The sequence below is a fragment of the Kitasatospora sp. NPDC056446 genome (assembly GCF_042796115.1).
GTDB lineage: Bacteria > Actinomycetota > Actinomycetes > Streptomycetales > Streptomycetaceae > Kitasatospora.
On record NZ_JBHTRF010000029.1, the window covers coordinates 81,278 to 102,205 of the forward strand.

The window sequence follows — 20,928 nt, forward strand, 5'->3', positions numbered from 1 at the left end:
GGCGAATACCATGCGCACCACCCCGTCCGTCTCCGCCGCCCCCGCCGTCTCCGCCGTCCCGCACGCCCGCCGGGCGCCGGTCGGCAGCCCGCTCACCGCCCTGCTCGACCGGCAGGCCCAGGCCCGGCCGGCCGACCGGGCCGTCGTCGGCGACGGCACCGGCCTCACCTTCCCGGAACTGGCCGGGGCCGCCCGCCGGATCGCCGCCGGGCTGCGTGGCCTGGGGGCCGGCACCGACGCCTGCGTCGGCGTGTACGTCGAGCCGTCGGTGGACCTGGTCACCGGCGCCTGGGGCGTGCTCTACGCCGGGGCCTGCTACCTGCCGCTGTCTCCCGAGTACCCGGAGGACCGGCTCCGCTACATGATCGAGGACAGCGGCACCCGGATCGTGCTCACCCAGGAACACCTGCGCGAGCGGCTGGCCGCACTGGCCCCGGCCGGGACGGCGATCCTCACCCTCGACGACGTGCCGGCGCTCCACACCGAAGCCGGGAAGCCGGGGGCGGCGGGGGTGGCGGGGGAGCCCGGGGAGGCCGGGCAGGCCGAGGAGGCAGGGGAGGCGGCCCGGCCGGAGTCGCTGGCCTACGTCATCTACACCTCCGGCAGCACCGGCCGCCCCAAGGGCGTCATGATCGAGCACCGCTCGGTGGTCTCCCAGCTGCGCTGGATGCTCGACTCCGGGCACCTCGGCCCCGAGGTCACCGTGCTGCAGAAGACCCCGATGAGCTTCGACGCCGCCCAGTGGGAGATCCTCGCCCCGGCCGTCGGCGCCCGCGTGGTGGCCGGCACGCCCGGCCTCCACCGCGACCCGGAGGCCCTGGTCGCCGCCGTCCGGCGGCACGGTGTGAGCGCGCTGCAGTGCGTGCCCACCCTGCTCCAGGCGCTGCTGGACACCGACGGCTTCACCGGGTGCACCAGCCTGACCCGGCTGTTCTCCGGAGGGGAGGCGCTCTCCCGGCGGCTCGCCCGCAACCTGGGCCTGGCCCTGCCCGGGGCGTCGCTGGTCAACCTGTACGGTCCGACCGAGTGCACCATCAACGCCACCGCGTACGTGGTCGACCCGGCCGGTCCGGGCGACGGCGCCGGTTCGGTGCCGATCGGCCGCCCGGTCGACGACACCCAGTGCCACGTCCTGGACGAGGACCTGGTGCCGGTCGCCGGCGACGCCGTCGGCGAGCTGTACATCGGCGGTGTCCAGCTGGCCCGCGGCTACCTGAACCGGCCGGAGCTGACCGCGGAGCGGTTCGTCCCGTCCCCGTTCGCCCCCGGTGAGCGGCTGTACCGCACCGGAGACCTCGCGCAGTGGAACCCGGACGGCACCCTCCAGTTCGCCGGCCGGGTCGACAACCAGGTCAAACTGCGCGGCTACCGGGTCGAACTGGACGAGATCGCCCGCGCGATCGAGGAGCACACCTGGGTGCGCCGCTCGGCCGCCGTCGTCAGCGACGACGAGCGCACCGGCCACCGCAACCTGGTCGCCTGCGTCGAACTCAACCCGCGCGAGGCCGCCCTGATGGACCAGGGCAGCCACGGCGGCCACCACCAGTCCAAGGCCAGCAAGCTCCAGGTCAAGGCCCAGCTCTCCGACCCCGGCCTGCGCGACCCGGCACGACTGGCCGGCCGCGAACGGATCGCACTGCCCGGGCGGCGCGAGAGCGAGGCCCAGCGCCGGGAGACCTTCGCCCGCAAGACCTACCGCTTCTACGACGGCGGCCCGGTCACCCGCGAGGACCTCACCGCGCTGCTCGCCCCGCGCCCGGCCGGCGCCTTCGGCCGGGACCTGGAACTGCTGAGCTTCCCCGAACTCGGCCGCGTGCTGCGCTGGTTCGGCCAGTTCCACAGCGAGGAGCGGCTGCTGCCCAAGTACGCCTACGCCTCGCCGGGCGCGCTGTACGCGACCCAGCTGTACCTGGAGACCGGCGGCCTGGACGGCCTCCCGGCCGGGCTGTACTACTACCACCCCGTCGAGCACGTCCTGGTCCGGATCGGGCCCGCCGGGACCCGCGAGGAGGCGTACCTGACGCTGCACTTCTCCGGGAAGCACGGCGCCATCGAGCCGGTCTACAAGACCAACATCCGCGAGGTGCTGGAGTTCGAGACCGGCCACATGCTGGGCGTCTTCGAGGAGGTGCTGCCCGAGTACGGGCTGGACGTGCGCCCGCTCGGCCTCGACCCGGCGGTCAAGGACCGGCTGGACGTGGCCGAGGAGGACCACTACCTGGGCGGCTTCGCCGTCGTCCGCAACACCGGCGCGGCGCGTCCCGAGCACACCGAGCTGTACCTCCAGGCCCACCAGGGCCGGGTCGACGGCCTGCCGGGCGGCCTCTACCGGTACGCCGACGGAGGGCTGACCCGGGTCTCGGACTCCGTGGTGGAGTCCCGGCACGTGATCGCGATCAACCAGTCCGTCTACGCCCGGGCCTCGTTCGGCATCACCGCCGTCGGCCGCGCCGACGAGGAGTGGCTGGAGTACATCGCGCTCGGCACCAAGCTGCACCACCTCCAGCGCAACGGCCGGGGCCTGGGCTTCATGTCCTCCGGCTACAGCTCCAGGTCCGGCCACCCGCTGCCCGCCGCCCGCCGCATCGACGGGATCCTCGCCGAGCACGGCATCGCGGCCGGCCCGTCGTACTTCTTCCTCGGCGGCAAGGTGAGCGAGGAGCAGATCCGCAGCGAGGGCATGTACGAGGACACCGTCCACATGAAGGGACCGGCCGAGATCATCAAGGACGAACTGGCCAACCTGCTGCCCGACTACATGCTCCCCAACCGGGTGCTGGTGGTGGACGCCCTGCCGCTGACCGCGAACGGCAAGGTCGACCTCAAGGCGCTCGCCGCCTCGGACGCCGTCCGCGCCTCAGGGGCCCGCGGCGAGTACACCGCGCCGGGCACCGCGCACGAGCGGTGGCTGGCCGAGGCCTGGGGGCAGGCGCTGAAGTACGAGGACGTCTCGGTGACGGACGAGTTCTTCGCGGTCGGCGGCAACTCGCTGGTCGCCGTGGCCCTGGTCCACCGGATCAACCGCGAGTTCGGCGTCGCGCTGCCGCTCCAGGTGCTGTTCCAGTGCCCGAAGCTGGGCGACCTGGCCGCGCGCATCGAGCGGGCCTGCGCCGAGCGGGCGAGCGGCGAGAGCGGCGAGAGAGGCGCTGACGGGGCCGGGACGGCCGGCTCCCGGCTGATCCCGCTGCACCCGGGCGAGGCCGGCCGGCCCGTGTTCTGCTGGCCCGGGCTCGGCGGCTACCCGATGAACCTGCGCCTGCTCGGCCGCGAGGCGAGCGCGGGCCGCGCCTTCTACGGCGTCCAGGCGCACGGCATCAACGAGGGCGAGACGCCGTACCCGACCATCCGGGAGACGGCCGCCGCCGACGTCGCCGAACTGCGGCGGATACAGCCCCAGGGCCCGTACACGCTGTGGGGCTTCTCCTTCGGCGCCCGGGTCGCCTTCGAGGCGGCCTGGCAGCTGGAGCAGGCCGGCCAGCGGGTGGAGGACCTGCTGCTGATCTGCCCCGGCAACCCGAAGGTGCGCCAGGGCGACGGCCGCCGGTGGGGCCGCGAGGCCTCGTACGCCGACCCGGCGTACGTGACCATCCTGTTCGGGGTGTTCACCGGCCGGATCAGCGGCCCCGACCTGGAGCGCTGCCTCGCCGAGACCGAGGACGAGGACGGCTTCGTCGCCTCCGTGCACCGGACGCTGCCGGAGCTGGACGAGGAGCTGATCCGCCGGATCACCGGAATCGTCGCCGAGACCTACGAGTTCGAGTACAGCTTCCGCGAGCTCGCCGAACGGCGGCTGGACGCCCCGGTGACCCTGTTCAAGGCCGCCGGCGACGACTACTCCTTCATCGAGGGCAGCAGCGGCTACTCCGCCGCCCCGCCGACCGTGGTCGACCTGGCCGGGGACCACTACGGGGTGCTGAAGGAGCACGGGGTGGGCGAACTCGTCGCCGCGATCCGGGCGCTGGAGCGGACGGGCGACACCCGCTGAGGCGGACACGCTCACGGATGGCCCAGGATCTGTGAGCGGGTGGGCCCCTTCGGATAGGGATGGCTCGGCTTTCCGCCGATCCCGTCCCGATCCGAAGGGGTTCACCCATGTCCGTGAAGAAGCAGGTCCGGCAGTCCGTACGGGCCGCCGCGTGGTGCGCGCTGCTCCTCGTCGCCCCGCTCGCCCTTGCCCAGCCGGCCGCCGCCGTCGCCTCCACCGTCTCCTCCGGTTCGTCCGACTCCTCCGACTCCTCCGAGATCAACGGCCCCAAGACCCCGGAGGAGGCCGCCGCCTGCAAGTCCGTCACCGGTGCCCTGCTCGGCGGCTTCGGCGCGATGCTCGGCAACGCGGTGTGCGCCGTGCGGCCCGCCGACGAGGGCTGACCTCCCGCCGTACGCGTGGCCGGGCGTCCGGACACCCCGCCGGGGTCGTCCGGACGCCCGGTGCCGGGGCGGGTGCACCGGTCAGGTGATCCGGGTCAGGTGGTCCGGGTCAGGCGATCCGGGTCGGGTGGTCCTGGAGGGTGTGCCCCGTCGTGGTCAGAAGGGCGGCCAGCGCGGCCGGGGTGACGGCGCGGGAGGTGCGGAGGAAGAGCTCCTCGGGGTGGAGCGAGAGCAGGGTGATCTCGTGGTCGGCGAGCGCGGTGGGGGTGTGGGCGAGCGCCGTGGTGCGCACCCGCCACAGGACGGTCGGGGGCGGCGCGTGGGGCGACCACCAGGTGTGCAGCAGGGCGGTGGCGAGCAGGGCGAGGGCGGAGGCGGCCAGGACGACCGGGCCGTCGGGCCCGTCCACCACGAGCTTGGCGATGAGGTCGGCCGCCGTGACGGAGAGGAAGACCGCGGCGAGCTCGACGGTGTCGCGGCGCCAGCGGTGGGCCCGGCGGGGAGAGGTCTTCGAGTGCTCCATGCCACCACCCTGCCCGACCGGTGTTTCCCGGCCGGGCGTCCGTCGTGACCAGGCGGTTACGGTCCGCGCGGGGCTGTTACGGGAGCAGCTCGCGGGCCGCGGCCCTGACCTCGGCGAGCAGGAGACGGAGGTCGTCCTCGGTGGTGGCGGCGTTGAGGAGGCAGGCGCGCAGCAGCTCGTCCTCGCCGAGGCGGGCGCCGGTGACGAAGACCCGGCCGCGCTGCTGGACGGCGGCGGGCAGGTCGCGGTTGAGGGCGTTGCGGGCGGCCGGGTCCAGGCCGGGCGCGCGGTGGCGGAACGCCACGATGGAGGTCTGCACCTCGGCGAGCAGCTCCAACTCCTCGTCGGCCTCGACGAGTCCGCCGAGCAGGCGGGCCAGTTCGGTGCACCGGGCGATGTCCCGGGAGAGGCCGTCGCGGCCCTTGTGGGCGATGGTGGCCCAGACCTTGAGGGCCCGGAACGGCCGGGTCTGCTCGGTGCCGTACTCGGAGAACCAGCCGAGCGCGCCGGCCGCCTCGTCGCGCAGGTAGGACGGGACGAGGCTGAAGGTGGCGCGCAGCTCCTCGGTGTCGCGGACCAGGGCGCAGCCGCAGTCGACCGGGACGCCGAGCCACTTGTGCGGGTCGAGGGCGAGCGAGTCGGCGCGCTCCAGGCCGGCGTAGCGGTGGGCGATGGCGGGGTCGAGCCGGCCGAAGGCGCCGTACGCGCCGTCCACGTGCAGCCAGAGCCGCTGCTCCTCGCACAGGTCGGCGATCGGGTCGAAGCGGTCGACGGCGCCGGTGCCGACGGTGCCGGCGGAGGCGACGACCAGGAAGGGGAGCAGTCCGGCGGCCCGGTCGCGCTCGACGGCCGCGCGCAGCTCGGCGGTGTCCAGCAGGCCGTCCGGGCCGGTGGCGACGGTGCGCAGGTGCCTGCTGCCCAGGCCGAGGAGCTCGGCGGCCTTGCGGACGCAGGAGTGGGTCTCGCCGGTGACGTAGCCGACCAGCGGGGGCAGGCCCGCCAGGCCGTCCTCGCGGACGTCCCAGCCGGCCCGGCGGGCGGCGCGGTTGCGGGCGGCGGCGAGGCAGACGATGGTCGCCATCGAGGTGCCCGAGGTGAGCAGCCCGCCGCCGGCCGGGTGCGGGAAGCCGACGAGTTCGGCGATCCAGCGGACGACGGCGCGCTCCAGGTGGACGTCGGCGTGGTCGCCGCCGGCCGAGCTGGGGTTCATCGCCGAGGCGGCGAGGGTGGCGAGCACCCCGGCGGGGGCGGGGGCGGAGTTGACCCAGCCGAAGAAGCGCGGGCTGCCGTTGCCCATCGGATGAGGAAGGACCTCGCGTCCGATGGCGTCGACCAGCTCGCCGAGCGGGCGGCCCCCGGCGGGCAGCGGGGCGTCGAGCAGGGCGCGGCGGGCGTCGTCGTCCATCGGCTGCCAGACGGGGCGGTCGGGCAGTCCGGCGAGGTGGTCGGAGACCAGGTCGGCGGTGGCGTGGGCGGCGGCGCGGAAGTCCTCGGTGGTCATGGCGTGCTCCAGGGAGGCCGGGGAGGTGGGGCGCGGCGTCCTCGGCGCACCGTGGTCCGGTGATCTTACGGAGAGGCGATCGTATGCAAAAGGCCCGCGCCGTGCGGCGCGGGCCCTCATGCTGAGACCGGGGGTGGGGGTCCGGGCGGGCCGGACGGGGGGCGGGACGGGAGACGGCGGGCGGGTTCAGTCCAGCGAAGCGGACAGGCCGCTCGCGGAGCGGCAGTAGCCCTGCATCTCCTTGCCGGTGATCTTGGCGCAGAGCCGCCCGGCCGCGCCGCCGTCCGTGTAGTTGACCGTGTAGTAGCTGACCAGGCCCTCCGCGCAGGCCTTGCGCTGCCAGCCGTCGGCGGCGGTGGCGCACTGCTGGGCGGCCCAGTCCTCGCGGTCCAGGTTGTACTTCATGGTCCGCGAGCCGACGCCCCGGCTGCAGTCCACCGCCCCGCCGCTCGCCTTGCCGTTGAGGCACCACTTGAGGGCCTCGGCGTAGACCTCGGGGTGGTTCGGGTAGTCGTGCGAGGAGAGGTAGAACGTCGGGGCGTAGAAGAAGCAGGCGGACTGGAACAGCGAGGGCTGGTCCTTGCAGGGGTAGAGCGGGTCCTGGGCGAGCTTGTCGGCGGGCAGGTTGGCCTTGGCCTGCTCGTCCTCCTCGTCCGGGCCGAAGAGCTGCATGAACAGGCCCTCGGAGCAGCGGATCCGGTTCTGGTCGGTGGGGAACTTGTTGCACAGGTCGCGGGCCTTGGCGACGTCCTGCTTGACCACGAACATCGTGCCGTGGCCGACGCCGTGGATGCAGGGGCCGCTGTTCTTGGGCGCGCAGAGCTTGAGCAGGTCCACCTCGGGCTGGGCGGAGGCGTTGAGCATCTCCTCGACGGCGCCGTGCAGGTAGCCGGCCGCACAGGTCTCGTGCGGGTAGGAGATGACCTTCTGGAAGTCGGCGTTGAAGCGCTTGACCGCCGAGTGGCCGAGCTCGTGCGCGATCGGGTGGCAGAAGCGCACGGTGTACGGCTTCTCCTTGGTGATCTTGTCGAGGTCGGCGAGGGCGACACCGGGGTCGGTGGCGTCCATCTCGGCCATCAGCTTGTTGCGCAGGGTCGAGCGGGTCCACACCGCCGGATCGCCGGTCGGCGTCGCGCTCGCGGCGCCCGCCGAGGCCGGCTGGGCGCCGGCGCCGGGGGCGGGAGCCCCGGGGGCCGTGGCGGCCGGGGTCGCGGTGGCCGCCGCGGGCGACCAGTCGGTGACGGCCACCGACCCGAGGCCCAGGACGCCCAGGAGCAGGGCGGTGAGAATCGCGAAGACTCGCGGCTGCATGAGCGGGATCCCCCGGCGGATCGAGGTGGACGGGTTCTCTCCCATCCTGACGGCACGGGGGCGGGATTCCACGAATTCGCCCGCCATTCGGGAGGTGTCGGCGACGCTACCGCACCGTGCGACGCCCGGACGCGGCGGGATGGTTCCCGATGATCACCCGGACGGCGCAACGGCCCGCGCGCTCGCGGTGTTGCTCCGTCCGGGTGTCCGGGTGTCCGGGCGTCAGAGTTCCAGCGTCACCTGGTACTCCGTCAACCAGGTGTCCAGGTCCAGGGCGAGGTCGGCGCCCAGCCGGACGGACTGCGGGTCGGTGTCCGGGGCGAGGGCGTCGGCGAGGCGCCGCCGGTCGAGCAGGCCGAGCGCCGGGGACGTCCGCTCGGCGGCGAGCCGGGCGAGTTCCGAGCGCAGCCGGGCCGGGTAGTGCGGGTCGGTGGTCACCGGGTACGGGCTCTTCATCCGGTCGGCGACCGCCGCGGGCAGCACGTCCCGGACGGCGGCTCGCAGCAGGCTCTTCTCCCGTCCGTCGAAGTTCTTCATCGCCCAGGGCGTGTTGAAGACGTACTGGACCAGCCGGTGGTCGCAGAACGGCACCCGCACCTCCAGGCCGTTGGCCATGCTCATCCGGTCCTTGCGGTCGAGCAGGATGCAGACGAAGCGGGTCAGGTTGAGGTAGGAGATCTCGCGCATCCGCCGTTCCGTCGGGTCGGCCGCGGCCAGGTGCGGGACCTCGGCGATCGCGTCGCGGTAGCGGTCCCGGCGGTATTCGTCCAGGTCGAGCTTGCGGAGCAGCTCGGTGTCGAGGAGCTGTTCGCGGGGGCAGGAGCCGGCGCCGGCGATCCGGGTGAGGCCGGTGGCCCAGGGGAAGTCCTCGGCGGCGATGCTCACCGGGTCGTGGAACCAGCGGTAGCCGCCGAAGAGCTCGTCCGCGGACTCTCCGGACAGAGCGACGGTGGAGTGGCGGCGCACGCCCTGGAAGAGGAGCAGCAGCGAGACGTCCATGTCCCCGACGCCGCCCGGCAGGTCGCGGGCGCGCAGCACGGTGGAGCGCCGGGCGACGTCGCTCAGCTCGGCGGCGTCCAGCTCGACCACGCTGTGGTCGGCGCCGACGTGCCGGGCGAGCAGCCGGGCGAACGGGCCGTCGGCGGTCTCCCGGACGGTGTCGGCGGGGAGGCCGCCGCCCGGGCCGGCGAAGTCGACGGAGAAGGAGCGCACCGGTCCGGCGCCGGCCGCGCCCAGCGTCCGGGCGGCGAGCGCGGTGACGGCGCTGGAGTCCAGGCCGCCGGAGAGCAGCGAGCAGAGCGGGACGTCCGCTTCGAGCTGGCGGTGCACGATGTCGTCCAGCAGGGCCCGGACGGTGGCGACGGTGGCCTCCAGTCCGTCGGTGTGCTCGCGGGCCTCCAGCGCCCAGTAGCGGTGCTCCGAGACGCCCGAGCGGCGCACCCGCACCAGGTGGCCGGGCCGGACCTCGCGGATGTCCCGGTAGGGCGTCAGGCCGGGGGTGCGGGTGTAGCCGAGCAGTTCGCGCAGCCCGTCCAGGCCGACCACCGGGCGGACGGCGGGGTGGGCGAGCAGGGCCTTGACCTCGGAGCCGAAGACCACACCGTCGGGGGTGGGCTGGTAGTGCAGCGGCTTGACGCCCATCCGGTCGCGGACCAGCAGCAGCTCCTCGCGGCGGGCGTCCCAGACGGCGAAGGCGAACATGCCGTTGAGCCGCCGGGCCAGGTCCTCGCCCCATTCCAGGTAGGCGTGCAGCACGACCTCGGTGTCGCTGCGGGTGCGGAAGCGGTGGCCGGCCGCCTCCAGTTCCGCGCGCAGCTCGCGGTGGTTGTAGACCTCGCCGCTGTAGGACAGCGCGGCGATCAGCCGGCCGTCCTGCTCGACCGTCATCGGCTGGGTGCCGCCCTCGAGGTCGATCACCGCGAGGCGGCGGTGGCCGAGCGCGGCGTGCGGCTCCAGGAGGACGCCGCCGGCGTCCGGGCCGCGGTACCGCTGGGTGGCCGTCATCGCGTCGAGGACGGCCCGGTGCCCCGGCTCGGCGGTGAGGTCGCGCTCGAACGCGACCCATCCGGTGATCCCGCACATCAGCAAGCCTCCGGTCTTCCGCTTCGTGTTCAGGGGATCACGCTACGTGTGGAGTTGGTGACGGTTCAAGAGTTCGCCCGAAGACGAACGGATGGGAGGGTAGTCGGCCGTCCGGGGCGCCGCCACCGGGTGGACGCGAGCTGAAATTCGTAAAGTCTGCCCGATTTCGGGCAGGAAGATTGGCTTCCCCGAGCCGCCGGACCTAGGCTCCTCATTCGTGCCGAGCTCACCCCACCCTCACGAAGACCTCCTCGCCCACCTCAGCCGGACCAGCCCGCTCGGGCCCCGGGAGGCGGCGCGGGTCGTGGCGGAGGTCCTGGCGTACTTCTCCGAGAGCACCGAGGAGTACGTGCGCCGCCGCCACACCGAGCTGCAGGCACGCGGCCTGACCAACGAGCGGATCTTCGCCCGGCTCGCCGAGGAGCTGCCGCAGCGCCGGGTCGCGGCGCCGGAGCTCTCGGCCCGCCAGCTGCGGCGGATCGTCTACGGCTGAGCACCGCCGCCCGAGGTCACCACCAGGTGCGCCGCGTCGCCGCCACGGCGCCGGGGCCGCCGTCACGCCTGCCGCGCCGCCACCACGGGCGCGCGGCACGGCCGAGTCGTCCGTTCACTACCAAGAGGAGTCCACGCATGTGCGGAATCGTGGCCTACATCGGCCCCAAGGACGCGACCCCCTTCCTGCTGGAGGGGCTGGCCCGGCTTGAGTACCGCGGCTACGACTCGGCCGGCGTCGCCGTCACCGGGCGCAGCGGCGGCCTCAAGCTCCGCAAGGTGAAGGGCCGGGTCGCCGACCTCGCCGCCGCCGTGCCGGCCCGCTTCAAGGGCACCACCGGCATCGGCCACACCCGCTGGGCCACCCACGGCGTGCCCAGCGACGCCAACGCGCACCCGCACCTGGACAACGCCGAGCGGATCGCCGTCGTCCACAACGGCATCATCGAGAACGCCGACGAGCTGCGCGCCAAGCTGACCGCCGACGGCGCCGTCTTCCGCTCCGAGACCGACACCGAGGTGCTCGCCCACCTGATCGCCGCGCACGTCACCGAGGGCGTCGAGCTGGAGGACGCGGTGCGCGCCGCGCTCGGCCGGGTCGTCGGCACGTACGGCATCGCCGTCCTCGACGGCGAGCAGCCGGACCGGATCGTCGTCGCCCGCAACGGCAGCCCGATCGTGCTCGGCATCGGCGAGAAGGAGATGTTCGCCGCCTCCGACGTCTCCGCGCTGGTCCGCTACACCCGCCAGGTCGTCCACCTGGAGGACGGCGAGCTGGCCACCGTCCGGGCCGACGGCTTCCGCACCTTCACCGCGGACGCCCGCACCACCCACCGTCAGCCGTCCACCGTGGACTGGGAGATCGACTCCTTCGACACCGCCGGCTACGAGCACTACCTGCTCAAGGAGATCCACGAGCAGCCCGGCTCGGTCGAGCGCACGCTCAGCGGCCGGCTCGACGAGCGCTTCGCCACCGCGCACCTCGGCGGCCTCAACCTGGACGCCCGGGAGCTGCGCGAGATCCGCCGGGTCAAGATCCTCGGCTGCGGATCCGCCTACTACGCGGGCGAGATGGGCGCGCAGTTGATCGAGGAGCTGTCCCGGATCCCGGCGCACAGCGAGCCCGCCTCGGAGTTCCGCTACCGCAACCCGGTGATCGAGGCGGACACCCTGTACGTCGCGGTCAGCCAGTCCGGCGAGACCTACGACACGCTGGCCGCCGTCCAGGAGATCAAGCGCAAGGGCGGCCGGGTGCTCGGCGTCGTCAACACCGTGGGCAGCGCTATCGCCCGAGAGTGTGACGGCGGCATCTACCTGCACGCCGGACCGGAGGTCTCCGTCGCCTCCACCAAGGCGTTCACCTCCACCGTGGTCGCCTTCGCGCTGCTCGCCCTGCACTTCGGCCGCATCCACGACCTGTCGCCCGCCGACGGGCGCCGGATCGTCTCCGCCCTGAAGGCACTGCCGGACCAGATCCGCGAGGTGCTGGAGCAGAGCGAGGCGATCGCCGAACTCGCCGCCGAGTACACCGAGTCGGCCGGCATGATGTTCATCGGCCGGGTGCGCGGCTACCCGGTGGCCCGCGAGGGCGCGCAGAAGCTCAAGGAGATCTCCTACGTGCACGCCGAGGCCTACCCGGCGAGCGAGCTCAAGCACGGCCCGCTGGCCCTGATCAGCCCCGAACTGCCCACCGTGGCGCTCGTCCCGGACGACGAGCTGCTGGACAAGAACCTGACCACGCTCGGCGAGATCAAGGCCCGCTCCGGCCGGGTCATCGCGATCGCCCACCGCCGCCCGGAGGAGAAGCTCGCGGACCACTGCATCCTGGTCCCCAAGAGCGAGCCCGAGCTGGACCCGCTGCTGCTCAACATCCCGCTCCAGCTGCTCGCCTACCACGCCGCCGTCGCCCTCGGCCGCGACGTGGACAAGCCGCGCAACCTGGCGAAGAGCGTGACGGTCGAGTAGCCGTCACCGCAGGACCACCGGGCCCCGGTCGCTGTGCGGACGGCCGGGGCCCGGGTGGCTTTCGGGGCCCGGCCGTGCGGTGGGGTGGGGCGCGTGATGGGGTGGTTCGCTCAGAAGACCGAGCAGCCGGAGAGGGTGGTCAGGGTGTCCAGGGCGGTGACCGCCGCCACCGAGTTGCCGGCCTGGTCGAGGCGGGGGCCCCAGGCGCAGACGGCGGCGCGGCCGGGGAGTATGGCGAGGATGCCGCCGCCGACGCCGCTCTTGCCCGGGAGGCCGACCCGGAAGGCGAACTCGCCGGCGGCGTCGTAGGTGCCGCAGGTGAGCAGGACGGCGTTGATGCGCTTGGCCTCGCTGCGGGACATCAGCCGGGTGCCGTCGGCGCGCACGCCGTAGCGGGCGAGGAACGAGCCGGCCAGGACGAGGTCGCGGCAGCTCGTGGTGAGGGCGCAGTGGGCGTAGTAGTGCTCCAGGACGGTCTCGACCGGGTTCTCCAGGTTGCCGTGGCTGGCGATGAAGTGGGCCAGGGCGGCGTTGCGGTGGCCGTGCTCGGCCTCGGAGGCGGCGACCACCGGATCGGTGTCGAGCCCGGGGTTGCCGGACTCGCGGCGCAGGAACTCCCGTACCGCGCCGGAGGCGTCGCCGGTCATGGTCTGCAGCCGGTCGGTGACCACCAGGGCGCCCGCGTTGATGAACGGGTTGCGTGGGATGCCGTGCTCGGTCTCCAGCTGGACCAGGGAGTTGAAGGGGTTGCCGGACGGCTCGCGGCCGACGCCCTGCCAGAGCGTGTCGCCGCCGTAGGCCACCGCGAGGGCCAGCGAGAACAGCTTGGACACGCTCTGGACGGAGAACGGCCGCTCCCAGTCGCCGACGCCGTGCAGCTGCCCGTCGACGGTGGCGACGGCCATGCCGAAGGCCTCCGGATCGGCGGTGGCGAGCGCCGGGATGTAGTCGGCGACCCTTCCCCGGCCCCGGGTCGCCCGGGCCGCCCCCTCCGCGGCCGCCAGCAGCACCGGCCAGTCCAGGGCCTCCCCGTCGGGCTCACCGTTCAACGCTCTTCCTCCACCGGCACCGCGTACGGACATGATCGGGACCGGGCGCGCGGTGCGGGCGGCGTCCGGTCCGACCAGGATTATCCGTGTTTCGGGCGGGTGCTTCGGTACCGGGGGCGGGTGGCTCCGGTACGGGGCGGTTCGGTATGGGGTGGTGCGGTTCGGTATGGGGTGGTGCGGTACCGGCGGTGGGCGGTTCCGGCGCGGGGCGGTGGATGGTCCGGGGCGGTGCCCGGGTGCGGCCGCGCTACGGCGCGTTGGTGGGGGCCTCGACGGGCGGGCCGGTGAGCAGAGTGCCGGTGTCGGAGTAGGGCCAGCCGTTCGGGACGCAGCCGTGCAGTCCCTTGATCTGCTGCATCATCACCGGCGCCGGGGCGCCCGGCCCGGGGCAGTCGACGTGGCCGTTGCCGAGGATGTGGCCGACCTCGTGGTTGACCGCGAGCGCGTGGTACAGCTCGGGCTTGCCCTGGTAGAACTCGGACAGCTCGGTCCAGCGCTTCAGGTTGATGACCACCTGGTGGGTGACACCGCAGTTCACCCAGCCGCCGGTGTCCAGCCCGTACTGGCCGCAGATCCGGTCGGTGGACTGCGGCGTGGCCAGGTAGACGGTGAAGTCGACCGGGTCGGCGGGCATCCGCTGGAAGGAGGCCGTGCCGCCGGCCGCCCAGCCCTGGCGGACGTCGCCCAGGACCGCGTCCACCTCGGCGGCGAACTGCTCCGGACTCTCCGCGATCCCGTTCTCCACCCGCACCTTGTAGCGGTACAGGTGCTCGCCGGTGCCGAACCGGGCGGAGCCGCCGGGCGCCGTGGTGAACGCCAACGCGGCCGGGCCGTGCTTCCGGTCGTTCCACGGCTGCCACCACAGCAGGCCGGCCGTCAGGACCGCGACGAGCGCGAGGGCGAGCGCGCCGTGCCAGGGCTTCCGGGGGCGGAGCCGGGCCGGCAGCGGGGTCAGCAGGAGTGCGAGCCGTCGCCCGAGCAGCCGGGTGAGCGCGCTCAACGGCCGCTCCCGGTCGGGTGGGCCCGGAGTCTGCTGCCGGGCGGGGTGGTGCCGGGCGGTACGGGGCCGAGCGGCGGTATGGGGCTGAGCGGGGTGCTGCAGAACATGGCGGTACGGCTCCGGTGCGGGATCGGCGGTTCGGGCGGCCGATCGGCGACCGGGCTTCGGGGCCGGGGGCCGGATGGGCCCGGTCGGGTCAGGTCAGGCTGGGTCGGGTCGGGTCGGGCGATGGGGTTGTACCTGGAGGAACGGGAGGGGGCGGTGCGGGGGTTCAGGGGCAGCTCAGCGGTGGTGCGGGGGCCCAGTCGGATGCGGGTCCCGGCCGGTTCCCGGAACCGCTCGATGGTGTCACCCGTGCGGCGTGTCCCTGGGCCCGGGGGTCGGATTCGGGTGTTGTGGTGCGGGTCGGCCCGCCGGGCGCGTCCCCCCGGGCCGATCCAGCCCGTGCGCACGCCATTGGAGGCACCGCCATGTCCACTACCGCCGTTTTCGCCGTCGACGGGATGAGCTGCGGCCACTGCGAGAGGACGGTCAGCGCGGGGCTCTCCGCGCTCCCGGGCGTCACCGAGGTCGTCGCCGACGCGCCGAGCGGGCGGGTCACCGTGGCCTCCGCCCGGCCGCTGGACGAGGCCGTGGTCCGCGGCGCGGTCGACGGGGCCGGGTTCACGCTGGTCGGGCGGGCCTGAGGAGCCGTTCAGGGTCCGCTCACGGGGGTGGGATCGCGGGGCGGGTGGGACCACTGGGACCGCGGGGTCCGTCGGTGGTGGCCGACGGACCCCGCGGCCCGTCCGGTTCAGCCCATCGTCTTCGCGCCGTCCAGGGCCTCGCGGATGATGTCGGCATGGCCGGCGTGCTGGGAGGTCTCGGCGATGACGTGCAGCAGGACCCGGCGGGCCGACCACTCGGCGTCGGCCTGGAACCAGGGGGCCTTCGGCAGCGGGTGGGAGGCGTCCAGGTCCGGGAGGGTGGCCACCAGCTCGTCCGTGCGGAGCGCCACCTCGGCGTACGCGGCCAGCACGCCGGCCAGCGTCTCGCCGGGCAGCATGCGGTACTCGTCGGCGCGGGCGGCGATGTCGGCCTCCGTCCAGGTGGTGAAGTCCGGCATCGCGGACGGGCCTTCCAGGATGAAGTCCACCCAGTGCCGCTCCATCGAGGTGACGTGCTTGATCAGGCCGCCCAGACACAGCGCGCTCACGGTGGTCCGCAGGCCGGCCTGCTCGTCGGTGAGGTCGCGGGTGGTGAAGCGCAGGAAGTAGCGGTGCTTCGCCAGGGTCTCCAGGAAGTCGGCGCGCTCACCGGTGACGGTGGCCGGCACGGCGTCGGCGGTGGCGCTGGTGACGCTGCTCGCGGCGTTGGTGGCGGCGGCGTTGGTGGCGGCGGCGTCGGTGGAGGCGGCGTTGCTGGAGGTGGTGGTCATGGTTCGGGCCTTCCGTTCGGTTCCTGCTCCCTCGGACAAGAACAACGCTACGGAGGGAAGCGGTCAGTTCCTGTCCTGAATTGCCGCGAGAATCGGAAGCATGGCGAACACCAGCTCCCGCACGCTGCGACTGCTCTCCCTCCTCCAGACCCACCGGTACTGGCCCGGCGAGGAATTGGCCGGCCGGCTCGACGTCTCCGTCCGCACCCTGCGTCGGGACGTCGACCGGCTGCGCGACCTCGGCTACCCCGTCGAGGCGCAGCGCGGCGTCGACGGTGGCTACCAGCTGGCGGCGGGCGCGGCGCTTCCTCCGCTGGTGATCGACGACGAGGAGGCGGTGGCCCTGGCAGTGGGCCTCCAGGCCGCGGCGGAAGGCCCGGTGGAAGGCGTCGCCGAGGCCTCGGTACGGGTCCTGGCGAAGGTGGTCCAGGTGATGCCGGCCCGGCTGCGCCGCCGGGTGGAGGCGCTGCGCGCGGTGACGGTCCCGGTGGACTGGGGCACCTCGGCGGGTGCGGGCGTCGCCCCGGACATCCTCACGGTGGTCGCCCTCGCCTGCCGGGACGACGAGCGGCTGCGCTTCGCGTACACCGCCGCGGACGGACGCGGCACGGAACGGCACGTCGAACCGCACCGGCTGGTCTGCCTCGGCCGGCGTTGGTATCTGGTCGCCTACGACCTCGACCGCGCCGACTGGCGCACCTTCCGCCTCGACCGCCTGACCGCCCCCCAGGGCAGCGGCGCCCGCTTCGCCCCGCGCACCCTCCCGGCGGCGGACGCGGTGGAGTTCGTCCGGGCGGGCCTCAGCGGCATTCCCCGGCCGTACGCGGTGGAGGCACTGGTCGACGCGCCCGCCGACCGGGTGCGGGAGCGGATCGGCCGCTGGGGCACGGTCGAGGAGGTCGCTCCCGGCCGCTGCCGGCTGCGGATGACCGCCGACTCGCTGGACTGGCCCGCCATGGCCCTGGGCTCGCTGGGGGCGGACTTCGAACTGGTCGGCCCGCCCGAGCTGCGGCTGCTGCTGGCGGACTGGAGCACCCGATTCGGGCGGGCGGTCGCGCTCGGGGAGTAGCGAGGGCGGGGAGTGGGAAGTCGGCCCGGTCGACTTCTCGCGCCGCCGGGTCGGGACGCCGGGGCGCGCCGCCGGGGCGTGCTGCCGGGCTGGGACGCCCGGGCGGGACGCGAGGGTCTACGGGGCGATGGCGTCGAGGGCGGCGCGCAGCCGGGCGAGGACCGCGGGCAGGTCGGTGAGCGGGGGCGTGGCGAGGGCGAGGCGGACGGCGTTGGGCCGGTGGGCGGTGGTGGCGAAGGCGTCGGCCGTGGAGACCAGGATGCCCTCGGCGGCGAGCACGGCGGCCACGTGGTCCGGGCGCTGGTGGGGTTCGAGGGTGAGCCAGCGGATGTACGAGGTGGGGTGGGCGGTGCTGGTGAGGCCGGCCAGGGCGGTCCGGGCGACGGCCTGGCGGGCGGCGGCGTCCGTGCGGCGCTCCCGTTCCAGCCGGGCGACCGTGCCGTCCCCGAGCCAGCCGGTCACGAGCGCGGTGATCAGCCCGGGCGCGCCCCAGGCCGCCGTGCGCAGCCCGGTGGTGGCGGATCGGAGCAGGCGGCCGGGCAGGACGGCGAAGCCGAACCGCAGGCCAGGCGCCACGTTCTTGGACAGCCCGGCCACGTAGCAGGTGTGCTCCGGTGCGAGCGCGTACAGCGGCGGTGGTGGTGCGGCCTCCAGGAACGCGTACGTGCCGTCCTCGACCAGCGTGCAGCCGTGCGCGGCGGCGAGGTCGGCCAGGCGGGCGCGCCATACCCGGTCGAGGACCCAGCCGAGCGGGTTGTGGACGGTCGGCTGGACGTACACCGCGCGCACCGGGCGGGCGCGGCAGAGCCGGTCGAGCGCGTCCAGGTCGGGTCCGTCGGGGGTGACCGGGACGGGGGCCAGGTCGAGCCCGTGCGCGGCGGCGAGCAGTTTGATGCCGGGGTAGCCGAGGGCGTCCACGGCGAGCACGTCCCCGGGGCGGGTGAGGGTGCGCAGGACGCAGTCCAGCGCCTGCTGCGCCCCACTGGTGAGCAGCACGTTCTCCGGCGCGGTGTCGATGCCGCGGTCCAGCAGGTACCGGGCCACGGCGGCCCGGTCGTGCCGGTGGCCGCCCGGCGGGTGCTGGCGCAGCAGGGCCTCGGCGTCGCCCGAGGAGGCGAGCGCCCGCAGGGCCCGGCGCAGCAGGTCGCCCTGGTCGGGGGAGAGTGGCTGGTTGAAGGAGAGGTCCGCGACGCGGGGCACCGGGAGGGCCCGGGAGGGTTCGAGGCCGTCGTAGCCGGAGCGCGCCCGGACGAAGGTGCCCCGGCCCTGCTCGCCCACGACCAGTCCGGCGGCGGCCAGTTCGGCGTAGACGCGGGTGGCGGTGGCGAGGGCGATCCGTCGTTCGCGGGCGAGGGCGCGGTGGGTCGGCAGCCGGGTGCCGGCCGGGAGCGCGCCGGAGCGGATCGCCGCCGCGTACTCGTCGACGACGGCCTTGTAGGAGGGCGGTCGCACGGGTCACCTGCCGTTCCTGGGGGTCGGGCCGTACCGGGGTGTATCCAGGACAATAACTGGATTGTCCTGGCGGGGTGTTCCTAGCCTCGACCTGTCCGGCAGCGAGGCCGGGAAGCGGCCGCGAACATCGAGGCCGCGAACATCGAGGCCGGGAACATCGAGGCCGGGATCAATCGAGGCCAGGAACGGAGCACACGCCCATGACCGTCCGCAGCGAGCGGGACCGGCAGGTCGTCACCCTCACCATCGACCGGGAGCAGAAGCTCAACGCCCTTGACTACCCGACGATCGACGCGCTGCTCGCCGAGCTCGACCGCGTCGACGCCGACGACAGCGTCCGAGCCGTGATCCTCACCGGCGCCGGACAGCGGGCGTTCAGCGCGGGCGCCGACATCCCGTCCCTGGCCGCCAGCATCGCCGGCGGGCCCGAGCGGGCCCTGCGCGAGTTCGTCCGGCGCGGCCACACCCTCACCCGGCGGATCGAGGAGTTCCCCAAGCCGGTCATCGTGGCCGTCAACGGCCTGGCGTACGGCGGCGGTTGCGAGATCACCGAGGCCGCGCCGCTGGCCGTCGCGGCCGAGCACGCGACCTTCGCCAAGCCGGAGATCTCGCTCGGCTTCCCGCCGCCCTTCGGCGGCTCGCAGCGGTTGCCGCGCCAGGTCGGCCGCAAGCGGGGACTGGAGCTGATCCTCACCGGCGACCCGATCCCGGCAGCCCGCGCCGCCGGGATGGGCCTGGTCAACACCGTCGTGCCGGCCGGTGAACTGCTCGACACCGCACGGGACCTGGCCGACCGCATCATCCGGCACGCCCCCACGGCGGTGGCCGCCTGCCTGCGGGCCGTGACCCGGGGGATCAACCTCCCGATCGACGAGGGGCTCGCGGTGGAGGCGGCGGCCTTCGCCGCGACCGTGCCGACCGAGGGCGTCCGGGACGGCCTGCGGCGCTTCCTGGACCGGACGGCCGCCTCCGGCTGAGGGCGGGCGGGCGCCCCGGGCCGGGGCGCCCGCGTTCTCGGTGGCGCCGGCGTAGGGGGTGGCGCCGGCGTCGGGGGTGGCGCCCGGCCGGGGCAGGTGTTCAGGGGGCTCCCGGGTGCCCGGTGGCACGGACGGCCCCGTCACCGCAGTGGGCGGCGACGGTGTCGGCGAAGGCACGGGCGAGGGGGTCGAGGTTGTCCCAGTCCCGGACGGCCCAGCCGGCGGTGAGCGGGGGCAGGTCGGGGAGCGGGAGCAGCCGCAGTCCGGGGTGGCCGGGGCCCTGCCACTGGGGGAGGGCCGGGACGACGGCATGGCCGAGGCCGAGTTCGGCGAGCAGGATCGCGGTGTCCCAGTCCGCGACGCTGGTGTCGTAGACCGGCCGGATGCCCGACTCGGCGAGCCAGGAGTCGAGTTGGGAGCGGGCCACCGAGTTCTGCGGCAGCCCGGTCAGCCGGGCGTCCTGGAGGTCGGCGGGCTCGATGCGGGCCCTCGTGGTGAGCGGGTCGCCCGCCGCGACGGCCAGCACCCACGGCAGGTCGACCACAGGCCGCTGGTGGATGCCGCGGACCGGGCTGCCGAGGGTGATCCAGGCGAGGTCGACCCGGCCGGCGGTGAGCGCCTCCAGGCAGCTGCGGCTGGACACCTCGGTCTGGAACTCCAGGCTGACCTGCGGGAAGCGCCGCCGGAAGGCCACCACCGCCCCGGACATGAAGTGCCGGATGCTGGTGGAACCGGTCGTGATCCGGACGGATCCGCCCTCGCCACGCGCGAGTTCGGCGATCCGGTGCAGCGCGTGGTCGATGCCGCCGAGGCCGGTGGTGACCGCGGCCTGGAGCAGGCGGCCCGCCTTGGTGGGCACCACCCCGCGCGGGTGGCGCTCGATCAGGGAGAGGCCCAGCTCCCGTTCGAGCCGCTTCACGTGCTGGCTGACCGCGGACTGGGAGCAGGTGAGGTCGCGGGCGACGGCGCTGAGCGAGCCGGCCCGGCAGACCGCGGCGAAGACGCGGAGGTCGTCAATGGTCACGATGACCCACGGTAGCCCTTGGATCCAAGGTTTTGCTTGGGGGTATCCCAGTGAACCGGTGGATTGACTTGGGTGTCCGGCGGGATCGATCATCGGTGCAGGGCCCAGGGCGGCAACCCGCCCGCTGATCTCGCAGGGCGTTCCGGACGCGGCGGCGAGGGTGGCGGGCGGGTGTCGACCCGCATCGATGCGGCAGGACACGGGATGTGCGAGGGGAAGGGAACGGTCACGCCGGACGGGGGAAGGACGGGTGCGTCGGCCATGACGGACGGGGCGGAGTCCCGGGTGGTGTGGTCGGGGCGGCTCGGTCACCTGGCCGTCGAGGTGCGGGAGACGGACGGCCGGCGCGTCCTGCGGATCGACGACTGGTCCACGGTGTTCGACGACCGGACCGGGATCCACCACCACACCGGGGTGCTGCGCCACCGCCTCGTCGTCCGCCGGCCCGGTCTGCCCCCCGTCGTGTTCCGTTACCGGCTGCGGTGGCTGCTCCAACTCGCCCCGATCTGGGAGGCCACCTACGACCGGTGGTCGGCCGAGGCGGACGACCCGGGGCTGGAGCTGGTCGAAATCCTGGGCGGTACGGACGACTGGAGCTAGACCCAATGCCAGTGACTTTGGCGGTCTGTGCTCGTTGGTTGTGGTGTGGCGAGGGTGGGGCAGGTCAAGTCGCCTGCGGATGAGCGGTTGTCGGACCG

Annotated in this window: 17 protein-coding genes; 8 read left to right on the plus strand and 9 right to left on the minus strand. The window is 74.1% G+C overall.

Going from position 1 to position 20,928, the window contains the following annotated elements; all coding sequences use genetic code 11:
- Positions 1–10 precede the first annotated feature (10 nt).
- Both ACFQ6N_RS19945 and ACFQ6N_RS19950 read left to right on the plus strand, forming a co-directional pair.
- Positions 11–3,985 carry an amino acid adenylation domain-containing protein gene (locus ACFQ6N_RS19945; RefSeq protein WP_380650494.1) on the plus strand — a complete coding sequence of 1,325 codons (3,975 nt, stop codon included), beginning with the start codon at positions 11–13 and terminating at the stop codon, positions 3,983–3,985.
- Between the two features lie 107 nt (positions 3,986–4,092).
- Positions 4,093–4,368: a hypothetical protein gene (locus tag ACFQ6N_RS19950; RefSeq protein ID WP_380650496.1), complete on the plus strand. Its 276-nt coding sequence runs from the start codon at positions 4,093–4,095 to the stop codon at positions 4,366–4,368.
- Between the two features lie 109 nt (positions 4,369–4,477).
- Here ACFQ6N_RS19950 and ACFQ6N_RS19955 read toward each other — a convergent pair whose 3' ends face one another.
- The 4 genes from ACFQ6N_RS19955 to asnB all read right to left on the minus strand — a co-directional run bounded on the left by ACFQ6N_RS19955 (position 4,478) and on the right by asnB (position 9,785).
- Positions 4,478–4,891: a hypothetical protein gene (locus ACFQ6N_RS19955; protein WP_380650498.1), complete on the minus strand. Its 414-nt coding sequence runs from the start codon at positions 4,889–4,891 to the stop codon at positions 4,478–4,480.
- Between the two features lie 76 nt (positions 4,892–4,967).
- The gene (locus ACFQ6N_RS19960; RefSeq protein ID WP_380650500.1) at positions 4,968–6,392 is read right to left on the minus strand and encodes a pyridoxal phosphate-dependent decarboxylase family protein; all 1,425 of its coding nucleotides are present in this window, start codon (positions 6,390–6,392) and stop codon (positions 4,968–4,970) included.
- Between the two features lie 186 nt (positions 6,393–6,578).
- Entirely contained in the window at positions 6,579–7,703 is a 1,125-nt protein-coding gene (locus ACFQ6N_RS19965; protein WP_380650502.1) for a hypothetical protein, read from the minus strand.
- A gap of 222 nt (positions 7,704–7,925) precedes the next feature.
- Positions 7,926–9,785, minus strand: a complete 1,860-nt coding sequence (asnB, locus tag ACFQ6N_RS19970; RefSeq protein ID WP_380650504.1) for an asparagine synthase (glutamine-hydrolyzing) — start codon at positions 9,783–9,785, stop codon at positions 7,926–7,928.
- Positions 9,786–10,002: 217 nt separating this feature from the next.
- Between asnB and ACFQ6N_RS19975 the strand changes: the two genes are divergently transcribed.
- Positions 10,003–10,278 (plus strand): hypothetical protein, encoded by a 276-nt coding sequence (locus tag ACFQ6N_RS19975; protein ID WP_380650506.1) that lies wholly within the window; start codon positions 10,003–10,005, stop codon positions 10,276–10,278.
- Positions 10,279–10,415: 137 nt separating this feature from the next.
- The gene (gene glmS / locus ACFQ6N_RS19980) at positions 10,416–12,242 is read left to right on the plus strand and encodes a glutamine--fructose-6-phosphate transaminase (isomerizing) (RefSeq protein WP_380650508.1); all 1,827 of its coding nucleotides are present in this window, start codon (positions 10,416–10,418) and stop codon (positions 12,240–12,242) included.
- A 110-nt stretch (positions 12,243–12,352) separates the two neighbouring features.
- Here glmS and ACFQ6N_RS19985 read toward each other — a convergent pair whose 3' ends face one another.
- Entirely contained in the window at positions 12,353–13,264 is a 912-nt protein-coding gene (locus ACFQ6N_RS19985) for a glutaminase (protein ID WP_380650532.1), read from the minus strand.
- A gap of 274 nt (positions 13,265–13,538) precedes the next feature.
- Positions 13,539–14,291 carry a DUF3152 domain-containing protein gene (locus ACFQ6N_RS19990; protein ID WP_380650510.1) on the minus strand — a complete coding sequence of 251 codons (753 nt, stop codon included), beginning with the start codon at positions 14,289–14,291 and terminating at the stop codon, positions 13,539–13,541.
- Positions 14,292–14,761: 470 nt separating this feature from the next.
- Here ACFQ6N_RS19990 and ACFQ6N_RS19995 point away from each other — a divergent pair, with 470 nt between their 5' ends.
- A complete protein-coding gene (locus ACFQ6N_RS19995) occupies positions 14,762–14,977 on the plus strand; it encodes a heavy-metal-associated domain-containing protein (RefSeq protein WP_380650512.1) in 216 nt (71 codons plus the stop codon).
- Positions 14,978–15,084: 107 nt separating this feature from the next.
- Here the strand turns inward: ACFQ6N_RS19995 and ACFQ6N_RS20000 are convergent, their stop codons facing one another.
- The gene (locus ACFQ6N_RS20000; RefSeq protein ID WP_380650514.1) at positions 15,085–15,708 is read right to left on the minus strand and encodes a DinB family protein; all 624 of its coding nucleotides are present in this window, start codon (positions 15,706–15,708) and stop codon (positions 15,085–15,087) included.
- Positions 15,709–15,808: 100 nt separating this feature from the next.
- Between ACFQ6N_RS20000 and ACFQ6N_RS20005 the strand changes: the two genes are divergently transcribed.
- A complete protein-coding gene (locus ACFQ6N_RS20005) occupies positions 15,809–16,777 on the plus strand; it encodes a helix-turn-helix transcriptional regulator (RefSeq protein WP_380650516.1) in 969 nt (322 codons plus the stop codon).
- A 117-nt stretch (positions 16,778–16,894) separates the two neighbouring features.
- Here the strand turns inward: ACFQ6N_RS20005 and ACFQ6N_RS20010 are convergent, their stop codons facing one another.
- A complete protein-coding gene (locus ACFQ6N_RS20010) occupies positions 16,895–18,229 on the minus strand; it encodes a PLP-dependent aminotransferase family protein (RefSeq protein WP_380650518.1) in 1,335 nt (444 codons plus the stop codon).
- A 200-nt stretch (positions 18,230–18,429) separates the two neighbouring features.
- Here ACFQ6N_RS20010 and ACFQ6N_RS20015 point away from each other — a divergent pair, with 200 nt between their 5' ends.
- On the plus strand, positions 18,430–19,206 hold the full coding sequence (locus tag ACFQ6N_RS20015; protein WP_380650520.1) for a crotonase/enoyl-CoA hydratase family protein: 777 nt from the start codon (positions 18,430–18,432) through the stop codon (positions 19,204–19,206).
- 100 nt (positions 19,207–19,306) lie between these two features.
- Here ACFQ6N_RS20015 and ACFQ6N_RS20020 read toward each other — a convergent pair whose 3' ends face one another.
- Positions 19,307–20,230 carry a LysR family transcriptional regulator gene (locus ACFQ6N_RS20020; protein WP_380650522.1) on the minus strand — a complete coding sequence of 308 codons (924 nt, stop codon included), beginning with the start codon at positions 20,228–20,230 and terminating at the stop codon, positions 19,307–19,309.
- A 261-nt stretch (positions 20,231–20,491) separates the two neighbouring features.
- Here ACFQ6N_RS20020 and ACFQ6N_RS20025 point away from each other — a divergent pair, with 261 nt between their 5' ends.
- The gene (locus tag ACFQ6N_RS20025; protein ID WP_380650524.1) at positions 20,492–20,830 is read left to right on the plus strand and encodes a hypothetical protein; all 339 of its coding nucleotides are present in this window, start codon (positions 20,492–20,494) and stop codon (positions 20,828–20,830) included.
- Positions 20,831–20,928 lie beyond the last annotated feature (98 nt).